Source organism: Nocardia sp. NPDC051321, from assembly GCF_044455225.1.
Lineage (GTDB): Bacteria > Actinomycetota > Actinomycetes > Mycobacteriales > Mycobacteriaceae > Nocardia.
Map to the genome: position 1 here is coordinate 528816 of NZ_JBITEM010000004.1, position 25829 is coordinate 554644.

The 25829-nt window shown below is 68.2% G+C and carries 24 protein-coding genes; 13 read left to right on the plus strand and 11 right to left on the minus strand.

Annotation, left to right across the window (positions count from 1 at the left end):
• Positions 1-36: 36 nt before the first annotated feature.
• The 3 genes from ACIA8C_RS12130 to ACIA8C_RS12140 all read right to left on the minus strand — a co-directional run bounded on the left by ACIA8C_RS12130 (position 37) and on the right by ACIA8C_RS12140 (position 3177).
• On the minus strand, positions 37-816 hold the full coding sequence (locus ACIA8C_RS12130; protein ID WP_397133680.1) for an FAD-binding oxidoreductase: 780 nt from the start codon (positions 814-816) through the stop codon (positions 37-39).
• A 17-nt stretch (positions 817-833) separates the two neighbouring features.
• Complete coding sequence (locus ACIA8C_RS12135; protein ID WP_397133682.1) at positions 834-1994, minus strand: FAD-binding oxidoreductase; 1161 nt, start codon at positions 1992-1994, stop codon at positions 834-836.
• A 247-nt stretch (positions 1995-2241) separates the two neighbouring features.
• A complete protein-coding gene (locus ACIA8C_RS12140; protein WP_397133684.1) occupies positions 2242-3177 on the minus strand; it encodes an NADP-dependent oxidoreductase in 936 nt (311 codons plus the stop codon).
• Positions 3178-3444: 267 nt separating this feature from the next.
• Between ACIA8C_RS12140 and clpB the strand changes: the two genes are divergently transcribed.
• The 6 genes from clpB (at position 3445) to ACIA8C_RS12170 (ending at position 11118) form a co-directional block, all read left to right on the plus strand.
• Entirely contained in the window at positions 3445-6000 is a 2556-nt protein-coding gene (gene clpB / locus ACIA8C_RS12145) for an ATP-dependent chaperone ClpB (RefSeq protein WP_397133686.1), read from the plus strand.
• Between the two features lie 181 nt (positions 6001-6181).
• Entirely contained in the window at positions 6182-6973 is a 792-nt protein-coding gene (locus ACIA8C_RS12150; RefSeq protein ID WP_397133688.1) for a DUF5666 domain-containing protein, read from the plus strand.
• A 76-nt stretch (positions 6974-7049) separates the two neighbouring features.
• On the plus strand, positions 7050-8234 hold the full coding sequence (locus tag ACIA8C_RS12155) for a hypothetical protein (protein WP_397133690.1): 1185 nt from the start codon (positions 7050-7052) through the stop codon (positions 8232-8234).
• Between the two features lie 460 nt (positions 8235-8694).
• Positions 8695-9270: an orotate phosphoribosyltransferase gene (gene pyrE / locus ACIA8C_RS12160; protein WP_397133692.1), complete on the plus strand. Its 576-nt coding sequence runs from the start codon at positions 8695-8697 to the stop codon at positions 9268-9270.
• Between the two features lie 44 nt (positions 9271-9314).
• Positions 9315-10379: a beta-ketoacyl-ACP synthase 3 gene (locus tag ACIA8C_RS12165; protein WP_397133694.1), complete on the plus strand. Its 1065-nt coding sequence runs from the start codon at positions 9315-9317 to the stop codon at positions 10377-10379.
• A gap of 13 nt (positions 10380-10392) precedes the next feature.
• The gene (locus tag ACIA8C_RS12170; protein ID WP_397133843.1) at positions 10393-11118 is read left to right on the plus strand and encodes a lysoplasmalogenase; all 726 of its coding nucleotides are present in this window, start codon (positions 10393-10395) and stop codon (positions 11116-11118) included.
• Positions 11119-11137: 19 nt separating this feature from the next.
• On the opposite strand, the gene ACIA8C_RS12175 is transcribed toward ACIA8C_RS12170, so the two are convergent.
• The 3 genes from ACIA8C_RS12175 to ACIA8C_RS12185 form a co-directional block, all read right to left on the minus strand.
• Complete coding sequence (locus ACIA8C_RS12175; protein WP_397133696.1) at positions 11138-11584, minus strand: hypothetical protein; 447 nt, start codon at positions 11582-11584, stop codon at positions 11138-11140.
• Between the two features lie 68 nt (positions 11585-11652).
• On the minus strand, positions 11653-12339 hold the full coding sequence (locus ACIA8C_RS12180; RefSeq protein ID WP_397133698.1) for a TrmH family RNA methyltransferase: 687 nt from the start codon (positions 12337-12339) through the stop codon (positions 11653-11655).
• 45 nt (positions 12340-12384) lie between these two features.
• Positions 12385-12720 carry a DUF4190 domain-containing protein gene (locus ACIA8C_RS12185; protein ID WP_397133700.1) on the minus strand — a complete coding sequence of 112 codons (336 nt, stop codon included), beginning with the start codon at positions 12718-12720 and terminating at the stop codon, positions 12385-12387.
• A gap of 92 nt (positions 12721-12812) precedes the next feature.
• Between ACIA8C_RS12185 and ACIA8C_RS12190 the strand changes: the two genes are divergently transcribed.
• The 3 genes from ACIA8C_RS12190 (at position 12813) to ACIA8C_RS12200 (ending at position 16165) form a co-directional block, all read left to right on the plus strand.
• Positions 12813-14186 (plus strand): sensor histidine kinase, encoded by a 1374-nt coding sequence (locus tag ACIA8C_RS12190; protein WP_397133702.1) that lies wholly within the window; start codon positions 12813-12815, stop codon positions 14184-14186.
• Between the two features lie 16 nt (positions 14187-14202).
• Positions 14203-14856 (plus strand): LuxR C-terminal-related transcriptional regulator, encoded by a 654-nt coding sequence (locus tag ACIA8C_RS12195; protein ID WP_397133704.1) that lies wholly within the window; start codon positions 14203-14205, stop codon positions 14854-14856.
• Positions 14857-15079: 223 nt separating this feature from the next.
• Positions 15080-16165: a glycoside hydrolase family 76 protein gene (locus tag ACIA8C_RS12200; protein WP_397133845.1), complete on the plus strand. Its 1086-nt coding sequence runs from the start codon at positions 15080-15082 to the stop codon at positions 16163-16165.
• Positions 16166-16190: 25 nt separating this feature from the next.
• On the opposite strand, the gene ACIA8C_RS12205 is transcribed toward ACIA8C_RS12200, so the two are convergent.
• On the minus strand, positions 16191-16841 hold the full coding sequence (locus ACIA8C_RS12205; protein WP_397133706.1) for a DedA family protein: 651 nt from the start codon (positions 16839-16841) through the stop codon (positions 16191-16193).
• A gap of 52 nt (positions 16842-16893) precedes the next feature.
• Complete coding sequence (locus ACIA8C_RS12210; RefSeq protein WP_397133847.1) at positions 16894-17550, minus strand: DedA family protein; 657 nt, start codon at positions 17548-17550, stop codon at positions 16894-16896.
• A gap of 343 nt (positions 17551-17893) precedes the next feature.
• On the opposite strand from ACIA8C_RS12210, the gene fbaA reads away from it, so the two are divergent.
• Positions 17894-18928, plus strand: coding sequence for a class II fructose-bisphosphate aldolase (gene fbaA / locus ACIA8C_RS12215; protein ID WP_396995483.1), 1035 nt, complete (start codon positions 17894-17896; stop codon positions 18926-18928).
• 34 nt (positions 18929-18962) lie between these two features.
• On the plus strand, positions 18963-20081 hold the full coding sequence (locus ACIA8C_RS12220; RefSeq protein ID WP_397133708.1) for a BTAD domain-containing putative transcriptional regulator: 1119 nt from the start codon (positions 18963-18965) through the stop codon (positions 20079-20081).
• A 3-nt stretch (positions 20082-20084) separates the two neighbouring features.
• Here the strand turns inward: ACIA8C_RS12220 and ACIA8C_RS12225 are convergent, their stop codons facing one another.
• From ACIA8C_RS12225 to ACIA8C_RS12235, 3 genes are all read right to left on the minus strand, one after another.
• Complete coding sequence (locus tag ACIA8C_RS12225; RefSeq protein WP_397133710.1) at positions 20085-20393, minus strand: excalibur calcium-binding domain-containing protein; 309 nt, start codon at positions 20391-20393, stop codon at positions 20085-20087.
• 110 nt (positions 20394-20503) lie between these two features.
• A complete protein-coding gene (locus ACIA8C_RS12230) occupies positions 20504-21577 on the minus strand; it encodes a fused (3R)-hydroxyacyl-ACP dehydratase subunits HadA/HadB (RefSeq protein ID WP_397133712.1) in 1074 nt (357 codons plus the stop codon).
• Positions 21578-21791: 214 nt separating this feature from the next.
• The gene (locus ACIA8C_RS12235) at positions 21792-24002 is read right to left on the minus strand and encodes a hypothetical protein (RefSeq protein WP_397133714.1); all 2211 of its coding nucleotides are present in this window, start codon (positions 24000-24002) and stop codon (positions 21792-21794) included.
• A gap of 161 nt (positions 24003-24163) precedes the next feature.
• Here ACIA8C_RS12235 and ACIA8C_RS12240 point away from each other — a divergent pair, with 161 nt between their 5' ends.
• Together ACIA8C_RS12240 and ACIA8C_RS12245 are read left to right on the plus strand one after the other, a co-directional pair.
• Positions 24164-24607 (plus strand): DUF3151 domain-containing protein, encoded by a 444-nt coding sequence (locus ACIA8C_RS12240; protein ID WP_397133716.1) that lies wholly within the window; start codon positions 24164-24166, stop codon positions 24605-24607.
• Positions 24608-24717: 110 nt separating this feature from the next.
• Positions 24718-25821: an aromatic acid exporter family protein gene (locus ACIA8C_RS12245; protein WP_397133849.1), complete on the plus strand. Its 1104-nt coding sequence runs from the start codon at positions 24718-24720 to the stop codon at positions 25819-25821.
• Positions 25822-25829: the final 8 nt, after the last annotated feature.

Consider the following 25829-nt stretch of genomic DNA (forward strand, 5'->3'; position numbering starts at 1 on the left):
CGAGTACCGCGGCCGGATTCCGGCGAGGCGGCGTGCTCAGACCCCTTCGAACTGAATCCGTTCCGGCGGAGTTCCGGTGGCGAGCAGCCGGTCGACCGTGGCGTTGACCATAGCGGGGGAGCCGCATACCAGCACCTGGTGGTTGTCGAACGCGCCGTGCGAGCCGACCACCTCGGCGAGCGTGCCGAAGAGCAGCTCGTCCGGCGGGAAGCCGATGTTCACCCGGCTGCGCTCGTACCATTCGTCTTCCCAGCTCGGGTCGTCCGGGCTCTCGACCACGGGAATGACCGTGAGCCAAGGCAATTCACCGGCCAGCAGGTACAGCATGTCCGAGGCGTACAGATCGCGCGGGGTGTGGCCGCCGAAGAAGAGGTAAGTGTGCGGAGGTTCCGGCGCACGCGCCAGGTCCAGGATCTGCGCCCGCAGCGGGGCCAGGCCGGTGCCGCCCGCGATCAGCACCACCTCGTCGCCCGCCGGATCGATCGCGAATCTGCCGAACGGCGCACGGATCTGCCATTCGTCGCCGGGGCGGGTGTCGGCCACGATCGAACCGCTGCACCAGCCGCCGGGCACGGTGCGCACATGGAACTCCAGCTTGCCGTCCAGCGACGGCGGCAGCGCCGGGGACAGCCTGCGCCGCATGCTCGGCTGCTGCGGCACGGTGACCTCGACGGACTGGCCGGCGAGGAACGGAACGAACTCGCCGATCAGGCGAATCACCGCCAGGTCGTGGCGGATTCGATGGTGTCCGACGACCGTTGCGGTCCACTCGGTAGGTAAGGGTGCGCCGTTGCCGAGCGCACTAGGGTCCCCCATGAGGGCGGCCTCCTTCGTCACACAGGGTCGGAGCTGATGATGTGCTCCGGAGTACCGACCGCGATCAACGCACGCCGGGTGTCCGCGATCATCTTCGCCGACCCGGCGATCTGGATCTGCCGGTCCGCCCACGCGCCGAAGCTCGCGACCACCGCGCCCAGGTTACCGATCAGCCGCCGGTGCATGCCGTATGGCTCTTCCTGCGGTGGATGCGGATACCACCACGGATTGGTCTTCTGCTCGCAGACCGGGACGATGGTGAGCCACGGATTGCTCTGCGAGAGCTGCCACATGTTCTCCACGTCGTAGAGATCGCACGGGTAGCGGCCGCCGATGAAGAAGTGCACCCTCGGGTTGATGCCGCGCTGACCCATCTCGATCAGCTGGGCGCGCAGCGGGGCGATGCCGGTGCCCGCGCCGATCATCAGCACGTCACGGCCGCTGTCCCGGTCCACGTGCAGTCCGCCGAGCGGTCCGGCGATCTGCCAGCGGTCGCCGACCCTGGTCTCGTTCACGATGGCGGGGCTCACCCAGCCGCCGCGGATCTTGCGGATGTGGAACTCGATCTCGCCGTACGGGTTGGCCGGGATCGCGGGCGAGAAGTAGCGCCACATCTTCGGCCGCTGCGGCACGGTGAGCGGCACGTACTGGCCGGCCTGATAGGGGATCGGGCTCTCGGATTGCAGCCGCACGATGGCCAGGTCCTCCAGCACCCGGCGATGACCGACCACGGTCGCCTCCCAGTACGGCTGGGACTTGTCCGAGTTCGCGCCGATGGCCATGGACGCGGAGATCAGGATGGTGATGTCGCGCCAGCCCTCCTCCAGCCCCCGATGCCAGGTCCCGATGCCGTTGTACGCGCGGAACGCCGAAAGCAAGGCCCGGCCCGCGGCGTCGTAGTGCGCCGCGTCGACCCCGTATTTGCGATGGTCGCGGGCCAGCTGCTCCAGGAACTTCTGCGCCCGTTCCCAGTCCTCGAGGTGATCGAGCACGTACTGGATGGCGGTGACGATCCGCTTGGCCTGCATCTCCATCGCAGGCGGGAAGAGTTCACGCAGTTGCGGGTTCTCGGCGAACAAATGACCGTAGAACGCACTGACCAACCGCTCGGGTCCATGCGGCGACTCGATCACCGCACGGAAGTTGGCGCGGACCAGCGCAGCCGAACGCGCATCCACGACGCGAAGCTTCCTTTCCCTCAGTTCTGCCCGGGGACATATCCGTAACCGGCGGTCCTCCGCTGATCAGTATCCCCGAAAGTGCCGTGGTCGTGTTGGTATGCACGACCAGCCCGCTCGTGGGCGCTCGCGCGCCGTATACAGCGCGGGTGGGATACGGCCTCGCTGACGCTTCGGCCTCTGTTGACAGGTTATCTGTCGGATTGCCGGTGCGGTTTCGGCAGGGGGTTTACCAGGGGTCGGCCGATTAGATGGCGAGGACCGTTTTGCCGCGGGCGCCCGCGGCGCCGATGGCGGTGGTGCCGTCGGCGAGGGGGATGGTGGCGTCGATGGGGACTACCACGTCGCCTTCGGCTACCCGATCCAGTAGTCGGGCCAATTCGGGTGCGCCGCCTTTGGATTCGATGTTGCCGCCGCGGATGCTCCTGGTGCGCAGTGCGTCTTCGTCGGCGGACCAGATGGTGGAGTAGACGGTGCCGCCGTCGCGGACGAGGGTGGTCAGGTCGGCGAGGACATCGGGTGGGCTGACCAGGTCGAAGAGGACGTCGATGCCGTCGGGGTGGGCGGCGGCGACCTGGTCGCGCACCGAGCCGGCGGTGTAGTCGACGGTTTCGGCCGCGCCGAGGCGGGTCATCTGGTCGGCGACCTCGCCGCGGGCGGTGGCGATGACGTCGGCGCCCGCCATGTTCGCGAGTTGGACGAGGAAGGAGCCGACGCCGCCGGTGGCGCCGACGATCAGCACGGTCTGGCCGGGCTCGATCTTGGTGGCGTCCACCATGTCCTGGGCGGTGACGCCCGCGGTGGGCAGTGCGGCGGCCGCGGCGGTCGGCACGCCCTCGGGGATGCGCACCAGGGTGCCGCCCTCGGGGATGACCGCGTATTCGGCGAAGGTGCCGTGGCCGGCCGGTGGGAACAGGAACTTGCCGACCACTCGGTCACCGACGGCGAAGTGGCTGACGCCGGGGCCGACAGTGGCGATGGTGCCCGCGCCGTCCACGCCCAAGATCATCGGAAAGTCGTGCGGCAGCTTGCCGTCCAGTATCCCGTCGGCCATTTTCGCGTCGAACGGGTTGACTCCTGCCGCCTCCAGCTGCACCCGGACCGCTCCCGGTCCCGGCTCGGGGACCGGCATGTCGGTCAACTCGGGTGCGGCTCCGAACTTCCGTACGACAATCGCGCGCATCCATTCGCTCCTTGAATCGGGCTGAAGAGTGATGCATCAACTAACGGCAAGGGTCATCGTATGCATCCATACCCCATGGACGCTGTGATTCATCGCATTGCGAGGGTGTCGCGGCGGTACCGTTCAGGCGGGACGAAAAATACCCAAACTTGAGCGGAACAGACTCAACCTTTCCCACGTTGGATGTAGAGGATGGCGCGGAGCCGCGCGAGATGCGTGCGGATCAGGCTTCGGCGCCAGCACAATCGACCAGTAGGAAGGTGACTTGTGGACTCGTTCAATCCCACCACCAAGACCCAGGCGGCCCTGACCGCCGCGCTGCAGGCGGCCTCCGCCGCGGGCAATCCGGAGATTCGTCCGGCCCACTTGCTGGTGGCGTTGCTGGATCAAACCGACGGCATCGCCGCCCCGCTGCTCAAGGCTGTCGGCGTCGACCCGGCGACGGTCCGGCGCGAGGCCCAGGACATCGTGGACCGGCTGCCGAGCGCGACCGGCGCGACCACCACCCCGCAACTCGGCCGCGAGGCGCTGGCCGCGATCACCGCGGCCCAGCGGCTGGCCACCGAGCTCGGCGATGAATATGTCTCCACCGAGCACGTCATGGTCGGCCTGGCCGCGGGCGACTCGGATGTGACGATGCTGCTGAAGAAGTACGGCGCCGATGCCGACGCGCTGCGCGAGGCATTCACCGCCGTGCGCGGCAGCGCCAGGGTGACCAGCCCCGATCCCGAGGGCAGCTATCAGGCGCTGGAGAAGTACTCCACCAACCTCACTGAGGCCGCACGCGCGGGCAAGCTCGACCCGGTGATCGGGCGCGACACCGAAATCCGCAGGGTAGTCCAGGTTTTGAGCCGTCGTACCAAGAACAATCCGGTGCTGATCGGCGAGCCCGGCGTCGGCAAGACCGCGATCGTCGAGGGCCTGGCCCAGCGCATCGTGGCCGGTGACGTGCCGGAGTCGTTGCGCGGCAAGTCCGTGGTGTCGCTCGACCTCGGCGCGATGGTCGCTGGCGCGAAGTATCGCGGCGAGTTCGAAGAACGGCTCAAGGCCGTGCTCGAGGACATCAAAAACAGTGCGGGACAGATCATCACGTTCATCGATGAGCTGCACACCATCGTCGGCGCGGGCGCGACCGGCGAATCCGCGATGGACGCGGGCAACATGATCAAGCCCATGCTGGCCCGCGGCGAGCTGCGCCTGGTCGGCGCGACCACGCTGGAGGAGTACCGCAAGCACATCGAGAAGGACGCCGCCCTGGAGCGCCGCTTCCAGCAGGTGCTGGTCGGCGAGCCGTCGGTGGAGGACACCATCGGCATCCTGCGTGGCATCAAGGAGCGCTACGAGGTGCACCACGGCGTGCGCATCACCGACTCCGCGCTGGTGGCCGCCGCCACGCTCAGCGACCGCTACATCACCTCCCGGTTCCTGCCGGACAAGGCGATCGACCTGGTCGACGAGTCGGCGTCCCGGCTGCGGATGGAAATCGACTCGCGCCCAGTGGAAATCGACGAGGTCGAACGCGCGGTGCGGCGCCTGGAGATCGAAGAGGTCGCGCTGAGCAAGGAGACCGACGAGGCCTCCAAGCAGCGCCTGGAGAAGCTGCGCTCGGAACTCGCGGACGACCGCGAGAAGCTGAACCAGCTGATGACCCGCTGGCAGAACGAGAAGAGCGCCATCGATCAGGTCCGAGTCCTCAAGGAGGAGCTGGAGTCACTGCGCGGTGAGTCCGAACGGGCCGAGCGCGACGGCGATCTCGGCAAGGCCGCCGAGCTGCGCTACGGCACCATCCCGGCGCTGGAGAAGAAACTCGTCGAGGCCGAAAAGGTCTCCGGCACAGCGGCGGACGGCGAAGTGATGCTCAAGGAGGAGGTCGGCCCCGACGACATCGCCGAGGTGGTGTCGGCCTGGACCGGTATCCAGGTGGGCAGGCTGCTCGAGGGCGAGAGCCAGAAGCTGCTGCGGATGGAGCAGGAGCTCGGCAGGCGGGTGGTCGGCCAGACCGAGGCGGTGCAGGCGGTGTCCGACGCGGTGCGCCGGGCGCGCGCCGGGGTCGCGGACCCGAACCGGCCGACCGGCTCGTTCATGTTCGTCGGCCCGACCGGTGTCGGTAAGACGGAGCTGGCAAAGGCGTTGGCGGACTTCCTGTTCGACGACGAACGCGCCATGGTCCGGATCGACATGAGCGAGTACAGCGAGAAGCACTCGGTGGCTCGCCTGGTCGGTGCCCCGCCCGGCTATGTCGGCTACGACCAGGGCGGTCAGCTGACCGAGGCGGTGCGGCGCAGGCCGTACACGGTGGTGCTGTTCGACGAGATCGAGAAGGCGCACCCGGATGTGTTCGACATCCTGCTTGCCGTGCTCGACGAGGGACGGCTCACCGACGGCCAGGGCCGCACGGTGGACTTCCGCAACACCATCCTCATCCTGACCTCCAATCTGGGTGCGGGCGGCGATCGTGACCTTGTGATGAACGCGGTACGTTCGGCGTTCAAGCCGGAGTTCCTCAACCGCCTCGACGACGTGGTGATGTTCCACGGGCTGGACGAGGAGCAGTTGGAGCACATCGTCGACATCCAGCTCGACCAGCTGCAGAAGCGGCTGTCGCAGCGCAGGCTGAAGCTGGACGTGAGCGACTCGGCCCGGTTCTGGCTGGCCGTGCGCGGCTACGACCCGGTCTACGGTGCGCGGCCGCTGCGCAGGCTGATCCAGCAGTCGATCGGCGACACGCTCGCCAAAGAGCTACTGGCAGGCGAGGTTACCGACGGCGACGTGGTGAAGGTGACGGTCACGCCGGACGGGGACGGGCTCATCGTGGGCAAGTGAATACCGGAGTCGGCGGTCGATGCCTGCGGGTGTCGGCCGCCGACTCGTCGTAGTGGCCGTCGGCGACACCCCCGGAACGCGACGAGCAGTGTGGCCGCTCTAGCAGGGCCCATCTGGCGTGCCGCGACTTCAGATCGCGCAAGACCGGAGCGAACGCGACGGAACGCCTAACCTGGATGCCATGACCAACCCGAACGATCCGTGGGGGCAGCGGCCGGAGGATGCGCCGACCGAGCACCTGGGCGGCAAGTCCGGGTTCGAGCAGCCGCTGCACACCACGGAGTACTCCGAGGCGTACGGGCCCGGCGCGCCCTCGGCGTATCCGGCGACCGAGCAGTTCGGCTCGTGGACACCGCCGCCGCCGAACGCCACCCGTGAGTTCCCGCCGCACGACAACCAGTGGGGTGCTTACGAAAGCACCTACGGCGGCAACCAATGGGCTGGTGCCGCGCCGCCCACCGATCACGTACCGCCCGGCGCGGGCATGCCGCCGCCGGAACCGCCGCGGCGGCGCAACACCGGGTTGTGGATCGCGCTCGGCCTCGGGATCGTCGCGCTGGTCGCGGTGCTCGGTATTGTCGGGGGAGTGGTGCTCGCCAACAAGGATTCGTCGTCCACCAGCGCCGCGAGCACCTCGACCTTCCCGACCACGAACCGGCCGAACCCCGGGTCGCCGCGCGCCACCCCGAGCGGGGTCCCCGGCGTGCCAGGCCTCGGCGGCATCGACAATCTCGGCGCGACCATGGGCACCATCAACACCAACGACGGCGGCACGCTCACCATCAGCACGCTGCTCGGCGCCACGGTCACCGTGCGCACCGATGCCAACACCCAGGTGATCTCGATGTCGGGCACCAAGGTCTCCGATCTGCCCGTCGGCGACATCGTGCTGATCCAGGGTGACAAGGGCGCGGACGGGTCGATCCAGGCCAAGGTCATCATCAGCACCGCGCTGCCCGGCGGCGGAAGATGAACTCCCGCTGCTTCGCTCGGCCCGGCTCGGGCTGTCGACGGACGTTGTCCGTCCGCGCCCATTAAGCTGGACACTGATGACGGCAATGTGGTTCGGCTTGGCGGCGATCGCACTCGTGGGTGCGATCGTGCTGCTGTATTTCGATCGGATCCAGCGACAGCGGACCGGTCACGCGCGGCAGGTCTGGGCGAAATCCCAGGGCTACACGTATGTATCGGTGGAGCCCGCGCTCCCATCGACCTGGCGGCGCGGCGCGCTGGCCAAGCTCGGCTACCTCTCCGCGGTCGATGTGGTGTCCGGCATTCGCAAGGGTGAGAAGTTCGTGCTCTTCGATCTGGAGGACTCCGCGACGCTGATCGCGGTGCGTCGCCAGATCGGCTCGGACATCGACGTCGACATGCGGCTCAAGACCGCGTCGCCGCCGAAGGACGCCGATCTCGAACTGCTCGGCGCGATCGGCGACCGGGTGGTGTTCGCGACCAACCCGGAAATCGCCAGGCACGCCGTCGATCAGCGGATGGTGGCCTTCATCGAGACGCTGCCCGACACCGTGCAGATGCTCTGGAGTGAGGGCAACTGGACGCTAGGCATGTTGTCCGTCGGCACCTCTTCGCGCGAGTGGGAAACCTCGATCGACGCGGTGTTGCGGCTGTCCGGGCTGCTGCACGTGCTGCCGCCGGTCAGCGAGCCGCGCTTCGACAGCGGCGGGCACGATCCCGGCCGCCCGCGTCCGCGCGGCAGGCAGCGGCCGGAGGAGTCCGAGGAAGACGAACTCGACGAGCCGCTCGGCGGCGCCAGGGTGCAGCCGCCACGGATGCGCAAGGACGAGGAGTTCGACGAGGCGCCGTTCGCCGAGCAGGGTTACGACGAGGACCGCGCGCCGCTGTCCGCACCGGACGAACCGGAACCGCCGCGTCGCCCGTCGCTCGCGGTGGTGCCGGACGCGCGGGCCAGGGTCCGCGAGGACCGCAGGACCGCCGACGAGTGGACGCCGGAACGGCGCGACGAATGGTCGCCGGAACCGCGCGAGGATTGGTCCCCCGAGCCGAGGGACAGGCGGCCCGCCGACGCGCGGGACATGCGAGCACCCGAGTCGCGCGACACCTGGGCACCAGCGCAAGGCGACGAACTCCCCGCCGATGACTGGGCCGGCAAGCCCGACCGTCGTCCGGCGGCGCGCGAGGACGACGCCGCGGCCGAGCCGCCCGGCGGCCCGTTCCATCCCGGCTTCCGTCCATATCAGGGACCTGTGCCGCAGTGATCCGCTCGGCCCGCGTCTTGGCAGTACTACGGCCGATCGAGCGCAGGCGCCGCCGTCTATGATCGCCGCGGCCAAAGATTCGGTCGTCGATCTGGCCAGCGGACCGGGGTGATCTCCGGACGTGGCTCGGCGTATTCGGCGGCCGAATACGCCGTATCCTTCACGGAAGGGTTGGCAGGTGGACTGGCCGGAACAAGTGTCCGGGCCCAGGCCCTGTGCCCGGGATTCGTGCGCACCGAATTCCATGAGCGAGCCGGTAACGATCGTCGTCGCCGAAAGCCCTGTGGCTGAGTGTCGACCAGGTAGTTGCCGGTTCCCTGCGTGATCCGGAGAAGAATCGGGTGCTCCGTGTGCCCGGTGTGCAGTACACAACGCTTACCACCGTCGCAGGGATGACCCCGCGAGCCCTGGCGGCCCGACTGAATCGCGGCTTGTTCAACACACGCGGAAGGACTTAGGAATGATCGACGAGGCAACCACGAACGGGTCGGCGCTCGGCACGGGTTCCGACCGAGACAGATTGGCGGGACTGGTACGCGAGCTCGCCGTCGTGCACGGCAGAGTCACCCTGTCCTCGGGCAAAGAGGCCGACTACTACGTCGACCTGCGCCGCGCGACGCTGCACCACACCGCGGGACCGCTGATCGGCAAGCTGCTGCGCGAGCTGGTCGCGGACTGGGATTTCGATGCCGTCGGCGGGCTCACCATGGGCGCCGACCCGGTCGCGTTCGCCGTGATGCACGCGCCGGGCCGCCCGATCAACGCCTTCGTGGTGCGCAAGGCGGCGAAGGCCCATGGCATGCAGCGCCAGATCGAGGGCCCGGACATCGTCGGCAAGCGGGTGCTCGTGGTCGAGGACACGACGACCACCGGAAACTCGCCGCTCACGGCCGTGCGCGCGCTGCGCGAGGCGGGCGCGACGGTGGTCGGCGTCGCCACCGTCGTCGACCGGGAAACCGGGGCCGATCAGGTGATCGCGGCCGAGGGACTGGAGTATCGATCCATCCTCGGACTGAAGGATTTAGCCCTCAGCTAGCCTGGACAGCGGTCTAGTTCTTCAAAGGTGAAGGGTCATCTCCAGTGGTGAGCATTGCAATCAACAAAAATCGCGACAATGTTGCGATGCTCGGTATCGGTGCCTATCGACCGCAGCGAATTGTCAGCAACGAGGAAGTGTGCGAGGTCCTCGATTCCACCCCGCAGTGGATCTTCGAGCGAACCGGTATCCAGACCCGGCGCTGGATCAGCGGCGACGAGACGCTGCAGTCGATCGCCGCGGCGGCCGGTGAGCGCGCGATCGTCAACAGCGGCATCGACCGGTCCAAGATCGGCGCGCTGATCCTGGCCACGTCGAGTTGGCTGATGCTGACCCCGCACGGCGCCCCGTCCGTCGCGCACGACCTCGGCATCAACGGGATCCCGGCGTTCGACCTGACCTCCGGGTGCGGCGGTTTCGGTTACGGCCTCGGCGTGGCCGCCGACCTGATCCGGGCGGGCTCGGCCGAGTACGTGCTGTTGATCGGCGCCGAGACGATGACCGTCGGACTCGACCCGACCGACCGCGGCACCGCGATGATCTTCGGTGACGGCGCGGGCGCGGTGGTGATCGGGCCCGCCGAGGAGAACGGCATCTCGCCGACGGTCTGGGGCAGCGACGGCGAGAACGCGAGCGCCATCGCGCAGGACGTCAACTTCCTCGAATACATGGAGAAGGCGCAGGCCATGCAGGGCACCGACCCGGCGGTCGAGCCGATCGGCCGGATGTCGCTGCGGATGCAGGGCCCGCGCGTATTCCGTTGGGCCGCGGTAACTTTGCCGCGCGCACTGTCCACCGCGCTGGAGATGTCGGGGGTGGCGAAGGAAGACATCGAGGTCTTCATCCCGCACCAGGCCAACGCTCGGATCAACGAGCTGATGAAGAAGAACCTCGGCCTGGCCGACGACATCCCGATGGCCAACGACATCGTGCAGACCGGCAACACCTCCGCCGCGTCGATTCCGCTGGCGATGGAGGAAATGCTGGTGACCGGCAAGGCCAAGGGTGGTCAGCTGGCGCTGCTGCTCGGCTTCGGCGCCGGGCTCAGCTATGCGGGCCAGGTCGTCACGCTGCCGCCGAAGCCGATCGAGCCGAGCTTCAGTGTCTGATCGGCGGCGCTCGCTGGTCCCTCCATTACGCGAGCTACCGCCTTCGGGTCCGCCGCGGGTATTCCGGGCCGGGTTTCTCGCCGCGGCCACTGTCACCGTCTATGCCGCCGTCACCGGCCGCGAGAAGGTGCAGTGGATCGCGAAACCCTTGATGATGCCGCTGCTGGCGGCCGACGTGGTAACCAAGGGCAGCGATATCGATCCGACGGATCGCACGGTGCTGCTCGGCTCGCTCGGTGCCGCGACGCTTGGTGACATCCTGCTCATCGACCCCGACAACGACCGCCGGTTGATCGCCGGTGCGTCGTCGTTCGCGGTGCTGCAGGCCGGGTACTCGGCGCTGTGGTTGCGCAAGGGTGCGCGCCCGCGTGCCGAGGTGGCGTTGCCGCGACTGGGCGCCTGGCTCGGTGCGGCGGCTCTGCTCGGCGGGAAAGCGCCTACTGTGGCGGCACCGTTGATCGCCTATGGCGCGATGCTCGGCACCGCAGGCGTGCTCGCCTCGGACACGGCATTGGCCCCCGGCGCGAAATCCATTGCGGGCGTGAACATTCCCAACGCCGATCCGCGTAGCCGACTAGGGCTCGGCGCGATGTTGTTCACCGCGTCCGACGGCCTGATCGTGCTGCGCCACCTGTTCGCCCGCACCGAGCGCACTCGTCGGATAACCGAGGGCGTCATCCTGGCCACCTACGCCGCCGCCCAGTTCCTGCTAGCCGACCCGGCCGCGCACCACTGCTGATCTCAGAACTGAGGCGTCTTCACAGCACGACAATGATTCGATCGCGGTTCGCCGGATCGACCCGGATGGAGATGGTCTCGCCGACCGCCAGGCGCGCCTTGTCGGCCGGGGTAACGTCGAAAACGATTGTCCCCCGGTAACTTTCCGCTCCGGGGATGGTCAATTCCAAATCCAGTTCGGTCAATTCGGTGTGGTGGTCGGTCCGTTGCAACGGATGTACCCCGTGCACCGTCGCCCACCCTTCCAGGCCGTTGCGCCACAATCGCCGATCCGCCTTGGACGGCCGCGATGCCAACATCATCCCGATCCCCACGCAGGTGCCGAACAGCCCGACCAACGCCACGATCTGATACGGCAACGTGCCCGGCGGCGTGTGCTGAACCACCCACCCGAGCCACAACCCGAGCACCACCAGGTACGCGGCGGTCACCGTGAGCACCGTGCGCAGAATTCGCCCGTGATCCATCCCAGCCTCCGCCCCGACTGTCGGACCTTCAGGATAGGCCCGCGGCGGCACTGACGTGGGAAGATCCGCTACCAAGAGTTGGTGAGGTCCGCGTGCTGACGGACCCAGGCGTGCATGGCGATGCCGGCGGCGACGCCCGCGTTGATGCTGCGGGTCGAGCCGAATTGTGCGATCGAAACGGTCATGGCCGCAGCGTCTTTCGCGTGCTCGGTGACGCCGGGACCCTCCTGCCCGAACAGCAGCAGGCACTCGCGCGGCAGTTCGGCGGTTTCGAGCGGGACCGAGCCTGGCACGTTGTCCACCGCGACCACGGTGAGTCCTGCGCGCGCGGCGAAATCCAGCAGCTCGGTGATGCTCGCATGGTGCTCGATGTGCTGATAGCGGTCGGTCACCATGGCGCCGCGGCGGTTCCACCGCTTTCGGCCCACGATATGCACGGCCGCGGCGGCGAAGGCGTTGGCGGTGCGCACCACCGTGCCGATATTGGCGTCGTGCCCGAAGTTCTCGATGGCGACGTGGAACGGGTGCCTGCGCCGGTCGATGTCGGCGACGATCGATTCGCGCGTCCAATAGCGGTAGGCGTCGACCACGTTGCGGCGGTCGCCGCCGGTCAGTAGTTCGGGGTCGAGGCGAGGATCGTCCGGCGGCGGCTCGGCGTGCTCGGCGGCCCACGGGCCGACGCCGTGCGGGTGCTCGCCCCACTCGGTGGGCCCGGGTGGGTCCTGCTCCGGCGCGTCCGGCACTGGGTGATTCACTCCGACGATGCTAATTCCCGCCCGCGGCAGCGCTGTCATGCGGCGTCAGTAGGTGGTCGTGCTGCTCCAGACGCCGACGAGTCCGAGCACGACGAACAGCGCGACGAACAGGATGCCGATGATGATCAGCGCCGAGGCGAGGATCCCGCAGACGTAGCCGACCATGACATTCGAGCGGCCACCGAGCGCACCGCCGGACGCGTCGATCTCGTTGAGCGCCCGCCTGCCCATCACCCAGGCGACCGGTCCGATGATCTGGCAGAACACCAGGCTGAGAATGCCGAGGATCAGGATGAGGGTGGCCTGAGGGTGTTCCGGCGGCGGTCCGTAGGCCCCGTAGGCTGGATAGCCGTACGGCGGCTGCTGCGGCGGGTAGCTCATCAGCTGGATGGTAGTTGGTGTAGCTGGCTACACCACGCATCCGGCGGACAGCTCCATCGAATACCACCGCCGCGCCGACAACCATGGGAGCCATGACCGAGATTCACGCCGAACCCACCCTCGTGCTCGACCCGGCGCCGGGAAAATCCGGGCGTTCCGCCGAGCGGGTGGCCCGTGCCGTGCTGAGCGCCCCGTTCCAGGCCCGCGTCTGGAAAGAACTGGTCTACGTGTTCACCGTGTTCGTTGTCGGCTGGATCGCCCTCGCGTACATGTACATCGGCTGGGGCGGCGGCGTCGCGATCTCGGTCACCATCATCGGACTGCCGATCCTGGCACTGATCCTGCTCGGCGGCCGGACCTGGGCCCGGATCTATCGGGCGCTGGCCAAGGACCTGCTCGGCGCGCAGGTGACGCCGCCGCCGCCGTTTCAGCCGGGGCCCGGCTTGATCGGCTTCGTCAAGAGCGCGTTCACCGATCGGGCCAGTTGGCGGGCGGCGCTGTTCCTGCTCGCGCAGTCCGTGCTCGGCGTCGCGGTCGGCTGGGTGGTGCTGATCGTCGTCGCGATGACGGTGTTCGTCGCGCTGTCGCCGATTCCCTGGTGGCTTCTCGATCCGATCAATGTCGATGCCCAAGGCGTGGAACATCATTCGATGGCCCAGTTCGGTGACTACTACATCGACACCTGGCCGCGGGTGCTCGGCTTGGCCGCGATCGGCGTCATCGGCTGCTTCGCGCTGCCCTGGCTGCTGCGCGCGGTCTGCTGGATTCACCGGCTGCTGACCATCGCGTTGCTCAGTGCGACCGCGGGCGATCGGCGGATCGTCGAACTGCAGCAGGGCAGGAAGGCCGCGGTCGACGATTCGACGGCCACGTTGCGGCGGCTGGAACGTGACCTGCACGACGGCACCCAGGCTCGGCTGGTCACCATCGCGATGGCACTCGGCCGGGCCGAGGATCGGCTGTCCTCGGGCGGCGACCCGCGGGATCTGATCGCGGACGCGCACGCCAGCTCCAAGGAGGCGCTGACCGAGCTGCGCGAGCTGGTGCGCGGAATCCACCCGCCCGCACTGGAGCTCGGGCTCGGCCCGGCCCTGGAAACCCTGGCCGCGCGCAGCTCGGTGCCGGTGGAGCTGCGGGTACACCTGCCAGAACGGCCGGATCCGGCGATCGAGGCGATCGGCTACTTCTCGGTGGCCGAGCTGCTCACCAATGTGGTCAAACACGCCAACGCCACCAGGGCGTGGATCTCGGTGGTGCCGACGGACGCACGGACCATCGCGGTCACCGTGCGGGACAACGGAATCGGCGGTGTGCTGCAACCCGCGCCCGGCGAATTCGCCGCGGGCAGCGGACTTTCCGGGCTGGCCGCGCGGGCGCGCACCGTCGACGGCACCCTCACCGTGCAGAGCCCGACCGGTGGACCCACCGTGGTGACCATTCTGCTGCCGAAAGACGGCTCACGGTGAACAGCGAGGTGGCGTCATGAGTGAGTCGCTACGCATCGTGATCGCCGAGGACAGTGCGATCCTGCGAGACGGGCTCGCCGGCCTGCTCACCGAACGCGGTCACCAGGTGGTCGCCATGGTCGGCGACGCGACCACGCTGAGCGACGTGGTCGGCCTGCACAATCCCGATGTCGCCGTGGTGGACGTGCGGATGCCGCCGAGCTTCACCGACGAGGGCCTGCTCGCCGCCATCGAATTGCGCCGCAAGTATCCGATGACCGGCGTGCTCGTCTTCTCCCAGTGGGTCGAAACCCGCTATGCCACCGAACTTCTCGCCGGCGGCGCGAGCGGAGTCGGCTACCTGCTCAAGGACCGGGTTGCCGACGTCCGTGATTTCGTCGACGCACTCCATCGGGTCGCCACCGGCGGCACCGCCCTAGACCCGGAGGTGGTGAGTCAATTGATGGGCGCATCCCGCCAGCAGGATTCCCTGACCCGCCTCACCCCGCGCGAACGCGAGGTATTGGAGCTGATGGCACAGGGCCTGTCCAACAACGCCATTGCCACCTCGCTGACAGTCACCGAACGCGCCGTGGAAAAGCACATCGGCAACATCTTCACCAAACTCGACCTGCCACCTTCAGACACGCACCACCGCCGCGTCCTGGCGGTGCTGCGGCTGAAGGGATAGCCGCTTCACCGTCGGTACACGTAGGACATGAGTCCGAGAACAAATACACATCACTTGTGTAACAAATCGGGCGCGGAAATCCCGGCGGGGCTGGCACCATTGACGCATGACCACGCGGAGGGCACAGGATCCGCGGCGCGCGACGCCGCGGTCGCTGGGTGAACGCTCGCAAGCCGGGCGGGACGCGGTGGCGACGCCCGCGCTGTGGTCCGAACGTGCCGACATGGCGGAATCCGCGATCGTGTCCCGGCATGTGCGGGCACTGTGGGCGTTGCCGGGGACGGAGTTGGGGGTCGTCGGCTGGCCCGCGACCAAGCGGGAGCGCGCGTTCGGGTCGTGGCACTACTGGTGGCAGGCCCATCTGATCGACTGCGCGGTCGACGCGGCCAACCGGATGCCGACTCCGGTGCGGCGCAAGCGGATCGCCGCGCTCGCGCGCTCGCATCGCCTCCGCAATATCACCGGCTGGACCAACAAGTACTACGACGACATGGCCTGGCTGGCCATCGCGCTGGAACGCGCGGAGCGGACCGCGGGGGTCACCGAGGCACGCAGCGGGCTCATCGCCTTGGAGAAGCCGCTGTACGAAGGCTTCAACCCGGCGGTCGGCGCGGTGCCGTGGCGCATCGGCTCGGACTACTACAACGCGCCAGCCAACGGTCCGGCCGCCATCGCGCTGCTGCGGCTCGGGCGGCACGCACGGGCACAGGAGATGGCCGACTGGCTGGACGCGACGCTACGCGATCCGGCGAGCGGGCTGATTCTCGACGGCATCCATCTGCCGTCCGGCGAGATCGAGCGGCCGGTGTTCAGCTACTGCCAGGGCGTGGTGCTCGGCGTGGAAACCGAATTGGCGATGCACACCGGCGAGCCGAGACACGGCGAGCGCGTCCATCGATTACTCGAGGCCGTCGAAGAACACCTGACCACCCGCGGCATCGTGAACGGCGGCGGCGGTGGCGACGGCGGACTCTTCAACGGCATCCTGGCCCGTTATCTCGCGGTGGTCGCGCTGATGCTGCCCGGCGACGACAAAGCGCACGAAGAGACGCGTCGCTGTGCGGCCGCGATCGTGCGCGCCTCCGCGACGGCAGCCTGGGCGAACCGGCTCGAGGTCGAGGGCGAGCCGCTGTTCGGGCACAACTGGAGCCAACCGGCGACGCTGCCCGGCGGCATCGCGGGTGCGGGCCGCTTCACCGCAGGCGGCTCGGTGACCTCGTCCCGGGTGCCCGAACGCGACCTGTCGGTGCAGCTGTCCGGCTGGATGCTGATGGAGGCCGCCTACCTGGTCAGCGCCGCCGGGCTGTAATCAGCGGGCCGCCTTCGCTTTCCGGTCAGCCGTCGGAGTCGACGATGCCGCTCGGCGAGCTCTCCAGCTCGAATTCCTCTGCGGGCTTGGCCATTTCCTGCCGGTAGTGCCGGATGCCGAGCACCGTTCCGACGATCAGGCCGAGCACCAGGGTGCCGATCACGATCGGCATCAGCCACGGCACCCGGTCCAGGAAGCCGCCCGCGTAATACCCGATGAGCAGCAGCACCGGCGCCCAGATGATCGCGCCGATCGTGCTGGCGATGGTGAACTTGCGATGGTCCATGCCCGCCGCGCCCGCGACCGTCGGGCACAGCGTGCGCACCCAGGGAATCCAGCGGGCGACGAGCACCGCGACAAACCCGTGCCGCTCCAACAGCTCGGTGACCCGTTGCAGGTTGCGGGTGTTGATATAGCGGCCGTTCTTGCGCGCCACCAGGCGGTGCCCGGTCCGCGCCCCGATCACATAGCCGACCTGATTACCCGCGATGGCCGCGAGCATCGTGCCCACCGACAGCGCCCACACCTGCCCTTCGCCGGAGGCGTTCGACGCCATCACGATGCCCGCCGTGATCAACATGGAGTCGCCGGGTAGGAAGAGCCCGAGAATGACCGCGCACTCGATGAAGACAAAGGCAAGCACCACTGTCCAGACGAGCGCGGGCCCCGCTGACATCAGCGGATCGAAATTGCCCACTGCTAGGGGCGAGGACGCCGCTATCACGAGCTCAGCGAATCGGCTCGTTCGTCGAGACGGTCGACCCGGCTTCTTGCCGGGCCGCCGGCTCCGCGCCACGGTTGAGCAGCTTCTTCGCCACCGCGAAGATGCCGGGCAGCACCGAGATGAGCACGATGAGCAGGAAGATCGCCTCGACGTGGTCCCGGATGAAGGCGACATTGCCGAGGAAGTAGCCGAGCACGGTGACGCCGCCGCCCCACAGCACCGCGCCGACGATGTCGAACGCGACGAACTTGCGGTAATCCATCTTGGACACACCGGCGAGCACCGGCATGAAGGTGCGCACGATGGGCACGAACCTGGCCAGGATGATGGTCTTGGGGCCGTGCTTCTCGAAGAACTCGTGCGTCTCGGTCACGTAGTGCTTCTTGAAGAAGCGGGTGTCTTCCTTGTGGAACAACGCGGGCCCGATCGCCCTGCCTATCCAATAACCGCTCTGGTCGCCTGTGAAGGCGATCGCGATCACGGCGGGCAGCAGCAGCCAGATCGACACCGGCGGATTCGTCTGCGCGGCGAGCAGGCCCCCGGTGAACAGCAGCGAATCGCCGGGCAGGATCGGGAACAGCAGGCCGGTCTCGATGAAAACGATCACCAGGATGGCCGGGAGCACCGCGTTCTTGAGCCACGTCTCCGTGAGCAGGTGCATCGGGTCGAGCAACTCTTTGATAGCGAGGTTGCTCGTCACCGATTCTGTCGCTGCCAGCAGAATCACGCGGTCTCCTGTTCTGGATACGGCTGGCCTGATCGCTTGCCATCGCATCGGGAAGCTGCCAGCGTAATTACCGGGCCCACAGTACCGGGTTCGGCTGAGAAACCCCGCGCTGTGCGCGAAACTACCGACTGGTCACCTGATGGTTCCGTATGGACTACCGGCTGGTCACCGGCGCTGGCGCCACTGCGCCCGCCCTGGATAGCAGGCGAAACACCGCTGTCCTAGGGTGGTGGCTGACAAAATAGGTCTTTGCCGCAACAATCACGGAGGTCTTACTGTGCCCATCGCGACTCCGGAGGTCTACGCCGAGATGCTCGGTCGGGCCAAAGCGAACTCCTTTGCCTTCCCCGCCATCAACTGCACGTCGTCGGAGACGATCAACGCGGCCATCAAGGGCTTCGCGGACGCGGGTAGCGACGGCATCATCCAGTTCTCCACCGGCGGCGCCGAATTCGGTTCCGGCCTCGGCGTCAAGGACATGGTCACCGGCTCGGTCGCGCTGGCCGAATTCGCACACGTGATCGCCGCGAAGTACGACATCACCATCGCGTTGCACACCGACCACTGCCCGAAGGACAAGCTGGACGGTTTCGTCCGGCCGCTGGTCGCCATTTCCCAGGAGCGGGTGAAGAACGGGCAGCCCCCGTTGTTCCAGTCGCACATGTGGGACGGTTCCGCGATCCCGATCGACGAGAACCTGGAGATCGCCAAGGAACTGCTGAAGGCGTGTGCGCAGGCCAACATCATTCTCGAGGTCGAGATCGGCGTCGTCGGCGGCGAAGAGGACGGCGTCGAGGCCGAGATCAACGACAAGCTCTACACCTCGCCCGAGGACTTCCAGAAGACCATCGACGCGCTCGGCGCTGGCGAGAACGGCAAGTACCTGCTCGCCGCGACGTTCGGCAACGTGCACGGCGTGTACAAGCCGGGCAACGTCAAGCTCAAGCCCGAGGTGCTGGCCGAGGGCCAGCGGGTGGCCGCGGCCAAGCTCGGCCTGAGCCAAGACGCGCAGCCGTTCGATTTCGTCTTCCACGGCGGTTCCGGCTCGCTGAAGTCGGAGATCGAGGACTCGCTGCGCTACGGCGTGGTGAAGATGAACGTCGACACCGACACCCAGTACGCGTTCACCCGGCCGATCACCGGTCACATGTTCAGCAACTACGACGGTGTGCTGAAGATCGACGGCGAGGTCGGCAACAAGAAGGTCTACGACCCGCGCAGCTACCTCAAGAAGGCCGAAACCTCGATGGCGGCACGTGTCACCGAGGCATGCAATGATCTGAAGTCCGCGGGAAGGTCGATCAGCGCCTGACCCACTCATCAACCCACCGGGGGCTCGACAGCTCATGTGTCTGGATGTGCGCGTGCTCGGGCCCGTCCGGTTGCTCGTCGGCGGTGAGCCGGTGGCGGTCGGCGGGCCCAAGCCGCGGGCTCTGTTAGCCGCGCTCACCGTGAATCGGCGCCGCGCCGTGTCGTCGGCCGCGCTGGCCGACATGGTGTGGAACGAGGATCCACCCGACTCCTACGCGGCCAGCCTGCAGGTATTCGTCTCGAATATCCGTAAGGCGCTGCGTAATTCGGGCGTGGATCCGGCGACGGTGTTGCGCACCGAATCCTCCGGCTATCGCCTGGAAGTGGCCGAGACCGCCTGCGATCTCGGCCGCTTCGAGGCGACGCGGGAGGCCGGTAGCCGGGCGGCCGCGCTCGGCGATCATGCCGGTGCCGCACAGCTTTACGGTGCCGCGCTACGTGAGTGGAGCGGCCGCGCGCTGGCCGATCTCACCGGCCTGCAGTTCGCCGACGGCTTCGCCACCGCGATGGACGAGGAGCGCCTCGCCGTCGCCTCGGCCCGGATCGATGCCGAAATCGCCTTGGGGCGTGCCTCATCGGTGATCGGCGAGCTGGTCTCGATGACCGGCGAGCATCCGCTGCGCGAGCCGCTGTGGGGTCAGTTGATCACCGCGCTGTATCTGTCCGGCCGGCAGGCCGACGCGCTCGACGCGTGCCGCCGGGTGCGTGCCGTGCTCGCCGACGAGCTCGGCATCGATCCGGGTCCGGCGCTGATCGAGCTCGAACACCGGGTGCTGCGCCAGGAACCGCTCGGCGCGGCCGAACACCGGCAGGTCGAACGGATGGCCGCGGCGATGACCGAGACCGTCACCGAGGCGCCGAGCACGGTGCGCAGCGGACAGCTGCGGATGCCCGACGGCAGGGTGGTCGCGATCGCGCAGGGTGGCCTGCGGATCGGCCGGATGACCGACAACGACCTGGTGCTCGACGACCCGAAGGCCAGCCGGTATCACGCGCACATCATGCCGAGCCGGGCCGGCCTGCTGATCAAGGATCTGCATTCGGCCAATGGCGTCTACGTCAACGACGACCCGATCGAGAACGGTGCGCTGCTCGCCGACGGGGACGAGATCCGGATCGGCGCAACGATGTTGACCTTCCAGGCCGCGCAATAACGGTCAGTTGTCGCAGGCGATGCCGTTGCCGTCCTGGTCGAGGAACGAGTTGTAGCTGGGGTCGCCGCGGTAGATCGTTCCTGCGCCCTCGGCGCGTACCTGATCGCAGTCGGTATAGATCTTGGCCGATCGCTTCTTCTGGTCGTCGCCTTTGCCGTCGCGGTCCGGCGTAGGCCATGAATCATCGGGGCTGGCAACGGTGGCGGCGGTGGATGTAGCGGCGGCGGTGGACGGCACCAGTGCGATGGCGCCGACCACGAGACATGCGGCGCCGATCGCGGGTGCTACCCGGCGCATTACTGAGTAGGTCACGACTCCATCCTGCGCCGAAACTTCGCGCGATGGGGTGTGGATTATCTGTGAGCCGGAAACGGTGCCGGCGAACCATGCTCACCTGCGGCGACTACGCCAAGAGCCGGTTCTTAAGCCAGCCGGACCTCGGCGATGGCCCGCCCGAACAGCTTTCGGCCCTCCGAGGTGCCGCCGAGCACGACGGTCGCGGTGCGGGTATCCGGCTCGAGCGACTTGATCCGGCCGACGAAGTCCACCGTGCTCGCCGCGTTCGCCGACACCGGCACGAAGCCGGAGAACCGCACGCTGAACTTCTCGATGGCGGTCGGATCGCCGAGCCAGGAGGTCAGGTAGCCACCGGCCAGGCCCATGGTCAGCATGCCGTGCGCGACCACCGTCGGCAGGCCGACCAGCTGGGCGGCGTGGTCGCTGAAGTGGATCGGGTTGGCGTCGCCGGACACGCCCGCGTAATTGGCCAGGTCACCGCGGGCCAGCCGGAACGAGCCGGCCGGGAGTTGATCGCCGACGGCGAGCTGGTCGAAGTCGGGCAGCGTCTGCACCGGCGCGATCTCGCGATCGGCGGCCGGGGCGGGCAGTTCGCCGAGGCCGAGCGGGATCAGCGCGGAGCTGTCGTCCAATCCGGCTTCGGCGGTGGGGAATTCGACCACCTGGCCGTGCATCATGATGTTGTCGACCACGTCGGTGAGGCTCGGGTCCACCTCGACGCCGCGGCGCGCCACGATCGTGGTCGAGCCGATCAGCGCGAGCTCGCCGTGCTGGTTGACCAGGGCGGACCGGACCACGACGAAATCGTTGTCGCCGAACTGGCGGATCGATTCGATCAGGATCTCGCTGGTGAGCCGGTCACCGGCCAAGATGGGCCGATAGGCCTGGAACACCTGGTCGGTCTGCAGGATCTGGGACAGGTCGTATTCGGTGAGCACCGATTCGAGCAGCGATCGGGTGCCGGATGAGCCGATGACCGAGGCGAAGGTCGGCGGCGCGACGACACCGTCGTAGCCGAGCTTGTGCGCGTCGGCTTCCTGATGATGGGCGCCGTGGTGATTCTGCACCGCCCGTGCGAACTCGCGGATCTTTTCCCGGCCGACCTCGTAGTGGTCCCGCACCCGGAACCGCTGTCCGGCCAGCGTTGCCGTCTGTTGCACGTCATCGGTTTCGAGCGCCATCGTCTGTTCCCTGCCCATGATGCGGCCACGCTACTAATGAACAGGACCGTTGACCAGCTGAGTGTGAGCAGCACTACCGTCGATCGATACGGAATTGCTATCGAATTTGCCTATTCGTCATTTACCTGCCCGTGACGCGCCTTTTGCACCAATTGGCAATGATGCCGAACGGCTATTAAAAGAGAAATAGGCTGCCCGGCAGGCGGGCAGCCTATTTCACGTTTCGCGCTGTTTACGGAGTACTGGTCGGCGGGTCGCAGACCTTCCAGCCGTTGTCGGTCTGCTGGAGATCGAAGGTGCGCGCGGAGCGCTTGTTCGGATCGGCCTCGGTGTAGATCGTGGCCTGCGCGACCGCGGTCTTGTCGGTGATCTTGACCGCGTCGACCTCGTCCACCACCGGGATGGTGCGCCGGTCTGTCGACAGCTGGTACACGCCGGCGAACTGATCCGCGGGAATGCCCTTGTAGAAGTCGTGCAGCGGGCCGCAGGTGGTGCTCTGCAGCGTGGCCAGGTCGCCGGTCTTCAGCGCCTGGGTGTAATCGGTGATGGCGGCGCGGACCCCGGATTCCGGGGAATTGTCCGTCGAGTTCACGAACACCGCCACGATCACCCCGATCAACACGACCACCAGCGCCGCGGCACCCGCCACCGCGAGCAGCCACCGCTTGGAGCGGCCCGGTTCGGACGCGGGCTCGCCAGGGGCGGCCGGTGCCTGCGCGGGCGGGGTGATCCGCTGCGGCTGTGCGATCGGCCTCGGTTGCGGCGGCCGTTGGCCGCCGAGCTGCTGCGCGGGCATCGTCGGCTGGATATCCGCGGGGGAGGGCGCCGAGGCCTGCTGTCGCGGCAGGCCGGGATGCGGCTGCGCCGGTCGGGTGTCCTCGACCGGTGCGGGACCGCCCGGTGGCGACGAAGGTCCCTGCGGGCCGGGCTGTTTCGGGCCTGAGGCGGGGCGCGGCGTGGCCGGGGGCTTGGTGATCGGGACGCGGCCCGCGCCGGGCGTCACCCGGTCGGTACCGGCGGGCTTCGGCGCGTCGGCGGGGCGCTGGATCGGCAAGGCGACGGTTTGCGCGTCGTCCGGCTTGATTACCGGCATGGCCACGGTCACGTCTTCGGAACCGGGCGGTGCCTGTTGGCCGGTGCCCTGCGTGCCCGTCTGCATTTTTACGGTGTCCGCGTCAGGAGCGGCCTCCTCGACCGGCGGCGTGGGCCGCTGCTGCACCCGCATCACCGTGGTCGGCGCGTCGCCGTCCGGTACGTCGTCCTTCGGCGCGGCTTGCGCGGTTTCGGCGGGCTTGCCGGTTTCGGCGGGCTTGCCGGGCGCACCGGCCTTGGCCGCACCGGCAGAGCCTCGTTTGATCGCCTCGGTCTTTGCCTCGGACGCGGCTGTGCCGCTGGGCGTTCCGCCTTGGGGGGCACCGGCCGCCGGAGCGTCGCCGGTCGGCTGCGCGTCCTCGCGCTTGATCGCTGGGGCTTCCGCCGTCCCGCCGGAGGCGCCGCCCTTGGCGATGTCGGCTACCAGGTTGCCGGACGGCGACTTGTCCTTTTGCGCGGCCGGGGTTTTCGAGCCCGGCGCGGACCCGGCAGGCTCGGGCGCGGACTTCTTCTTGCCGTCGCGTTGGATTGCTTCGGTCTCGGCGCCCCCGGCTTTGGGGTTGCTCGAAGCGGGGCTGTTCTGTTGCGCCGCGCTTGTTTTCGCGCCTGTCGAAGCACTAGCAGCAGTTCCGCTGCCCGGTGCGTTGACACCGCCCGTACCGGGGGTCGCGGTACCGGTGGAATCCGATCCGTGCCGCTCCGTCGAGTCTTTCGCGGTCGCCTGCTTCGCCGCGTCGGCGGATCCGGAACGGGAAGCTGTCGGACCAGGCGGATTCGTGGGTTGAGCCGGTGCGCTGACTTTGGGGATGGCGCCGGGGTCCGCCGAACCTGGCTGTTGCCCGGCGGCGGAAGGCGGGTCGGCCGGGGCCGCCTGGCCGGGCTTCGCGCCAGCCTGCGCGGAAGGCGTTGTCGCCGCGGTATTTCCGGGCGTCGCACCGGTCTTCGGAGCACCGGGCGCCGCGGCATTCTTGTCCGGCGACGCGGGTGAACTACTCGCGGCAGCCGGACTACTCCCGGCCGCCGAGCCGCCGGCAGCTCGGCCTGCGTTCGGGGCCTTCGATGCGGCGGAGTCCGTACTTCCCGAAGTGGCGGAGTCGGCCGGCGCGCTGGATTTGCCCGGAGTCGAGTTCGCCGCGCCGGGCGTGGCCGAACCCGCGGCCGCCGGAGTCGCGGTGCCAGGCGTACCCCGAGCGGGGATGGGCCGGGTGGGAGCGGCGGGCGAGGGTTCGCTCGGCGCTCCGGCGACCGGGTTGCGTTCCGTGGTGGCGTCGGGGCGTGCGTCAGCCGCGGCCGGGGTTGCCGGGTCGGCGCTCTCCCGCGCCGGGTTCTTGTCGTCGTTCGGGTCGGACACGCACTACCCCTCGCTCAGGCGGAACAGTTGAACTCGACGGCCAGCTTAACGGGCACACCCGAACGAAGTCCGACTTCAGACCGCGCATGGCCGCGGCGAATGTCGGTCCGTTGACCGGAGTGAATGCGAAGGTAATCGGACATCGGTGCACAATGAACCGCATGACCTCGTTCGGTGATCTGCTCGGCCCGCAACCGGTACTCCTCCCCGAAATCTCCGACGCGGAAGAAGCGTTGCTCGACAAAGCCGATCCGGTGCGCGTCGCGGCCGATCATCCGGCCGCGTCCATCGCCTGGGCCTACCTGGCTGAAGCCGCGCTGACCAGGGGCGAAGCCCAGGACGAACCGATCAACCACGACGTAGTCGCCGCGTACGCGTTCGCCCGCACCGGCTACCACCGCGGCCTCGACCTGTTGCGTCGCAACGGGTGGAAGGGCTTCGGGCCGGTGCCGTGGAGCCACGAGCCCAACCGTGGCTTTCTGCGCAGTGTCGGCGCGCTTGCCCGTGCCGCCAAGATTATCGGCGAGTCCGAGGAGCACGCGCGCTGCTTGGATCTGCTCGAGGATTGCGACCCGCGTGCCGCGGCCGAGCTCGGTCTCGACTGAGCCGTAGTGAAGCAGTATCGCGAAGCGATCCGGTGGGGGGCGGCGGTCGGGTGACGGGTGTGCTCGACCGCAATATCAGACCCCGCGTCGGCCTCGCCCGGGCCAGCAGCATGGATCGGCTGCGTGCCTCGTGGGCGCGCTTGCGGCTGTCCGCGTTGCCGATTCTGCAGTGCGCGGTCGGCGCGGCGCTGGCCTGGTTCATCGCGCGCGAGCTCGTCGGCCACCCGCAGCCGTTCTTCGCGCCCACCGCAGCCGTGGTGTCGATCGGTATCTCGTTCGGCGCGCGGCTGCGGCGTTCGGTGGAATTGGTGGTCGGTGTCGCGGTCGGCATCGGCATCGGCGACCTGTTCATCACCAGGGCGGGCACCGGCGTGTGGCAGATCGCGTTGGTGGTCGCGGTCGCCATGGCCGCCGCGGTGTTCCTCGACGGCGGATCGATCATCACCATGCAGGCGGCCGGTTCCGCCGTGCTGGTCGCGACGCTGCTGCCGCCCTCGGCGGGCGGCGGCTTCTCCAGGATGATCGACGCACTGGTCGGCGGACTGGTGGGAGTTGTTGTGGTGGCGTCGATTCCGTTGCACCCGGTGCGGCGCGCCCGGGAGCAGGCCGCGGAAATCCTTGCGGTGATGAGCAAGTCGCTCACCGAGTGCGGTGATGGCCTGCTCGAACAGGATCCCGACAAGCTGCGCGCGGCCCTCGCGGCGGTCCGTGCGACGCAACCGCAGCTGGATACGCTGCGTGCCACGCTGGAGGGCGGCAAGGAGATCAGCCGAATCTCCCCGCTGTACTGGAATTCTCGGGCTCGCCTCGAACGCATCAAGGCCACGGCGGATCCGCTCGACAACGCGGTGCGCAACACCAGGGTGCTGCTGCGCCGCTCGCTCACCCTGGTCCAGGACGACGAGATACTCGACCCGCGCCTGATCGACGAGGTCGAACGGCTCGGCCAGGCAAGCGAAGTGGTGCGCAGGATGATGCTCGCCGACCCGGACGAGCAGCCCGACCAGGCCGAGGCGGCCAGGGTGCTGCGCACCGTCGCCAAGGAGGCGCGTCCGGAACTCGTTGAAGGCGCCGGGCTTTCGGCCCATGTCGTGTTCGCACAGGTGCGGTCGATCGTGGTCGACCTGATGCAGGTGTGCGGCGTGAAGCGCATCTCCGCGATCGCGCTGCTTCCGCCGACGGTGCCCAAGCCGTTCGTGACGCCCGAGGACTGAGCACTACT

Excerpts from the sequence above, each read along its gene's own strand:
- ACIA8C_RS12130 (WP_397133680.1), bottom strand. The coding sequence starts at position 816 with ATGGGGGACCCTAGTGCGCTCGGCAACGGCGCACCCTTACCTACCGAG.
- ACIA8C_RS12140 (WP_397133684.1), bottom strand. The coding sequence starts at position 3,177 with ATGCGCGCGATTGTCGTACGGAAGTTCGGAGCCGCACCCGAGTTGACC.
- ACIA8C_RS12150 (WP_397133688.1), top strand. The coding sequence starts at position 6,182 with ATGACCAACCCGAACGATCCGTGGGGGCAGCGGCCGGAGGATGCGCCG.
- ACIA8C_RS12155 (WP_397133690.1), top strand. The coding sequence starts at position 7,050 with ATGACGGCAATGTGGTTCGGCTTGGCGGCGATCGCACTCGTGGGTGCG.
- pyrE (WP_397133692.1), top strand. The coding sequence starts at position 8,695 with ATGATCGACGAGGCAACCACGAACGGGTCGGCGCTCGGCACGGGTTCC.
- ACIA8C_RS12175 (WP_397133696.1), bottom strand. The coding sequence starts at position 11,584 with ATGGATCACGGGCGAATTCTGCGCACGGTGCTCACGGTGACCGCCGCG.
- ACIA8C_RS12185 (WP_397133700.1), bottom strand. The coding sequence starts at position 12,720 with ATGAGCTACCCGCCGCAGCAGCCGCCGTACGGCTATCCAGCCTACGGG.
- ACIA8C_RS12190 (WP_397133702.1), top strand. The coding sequence starts at position 12,813 with ATGACCGAGATTCACGCCGAACCCACCCTCGTGCTCGACCCGGCGCCG.
- ACIA8C_RS12195 (WP_397133704.1), top strand. The coding sequence starts at position 14,203 with ATGAGTGAGTCGCTACGCATCGTGATCGCCGAGGACAGTGCGATCCTG.
- ACIA8C_RS12200 (WP_397133845.1), top strand. The coding sequence starts at position 15,080 with ATGGCGGAATCCGCGATCGTGTCCCGGCATGTGCGGGCACTGTGGGCG.
- ACIA8C_RS12205 (WP_397133706.1), bottom strand. The coding sequence starts at position 16,841 with ATGTCAGCGGGGCCCGCGCTCGTCTGGACAGTGGTGCTTGCCTTTGTC.
- ACIA8C_RS12210 (WP_397133847.1), bottom strand. The coding sequence starts at position 17,550 with ATGCACCTGCTCACGGAGACGTGGCTCAAGAACGCGGTGCTCCCGGCC.
- ACIA8C_RS12220 (WP_397133708.1), top strand. The coding sequence starts at position 18,963 with ATGTGTCTGGATGTGCGCGTGCTCGGGCCCGTCCGGTTGCTCGTCGGC.
- ACIA8C_RS12230 (WP_397133712.1), bottom strand. The coding sequence starts at position 21,577 with ATGGGCAGGGAACAGACGATGGCGCTCGAAACCGATGACGTGCAACAG.
- ACIA8C_RS12240 (WP_397133716.1), top strand. The coding sequence starts at position 24,164 with ATGACCTCGTTCGGTGATCTGCTCGGCCCGCAACCGGTACTCCTCCCC.
- ACIA8C_RS12245 (WP_397133849.1), top strand. The coding sequence starts at position 24,718 with ATGGATCGGCTGCGTGCCTCGTGGGCGCGCTTGCGGCTGTCCGCGTTG.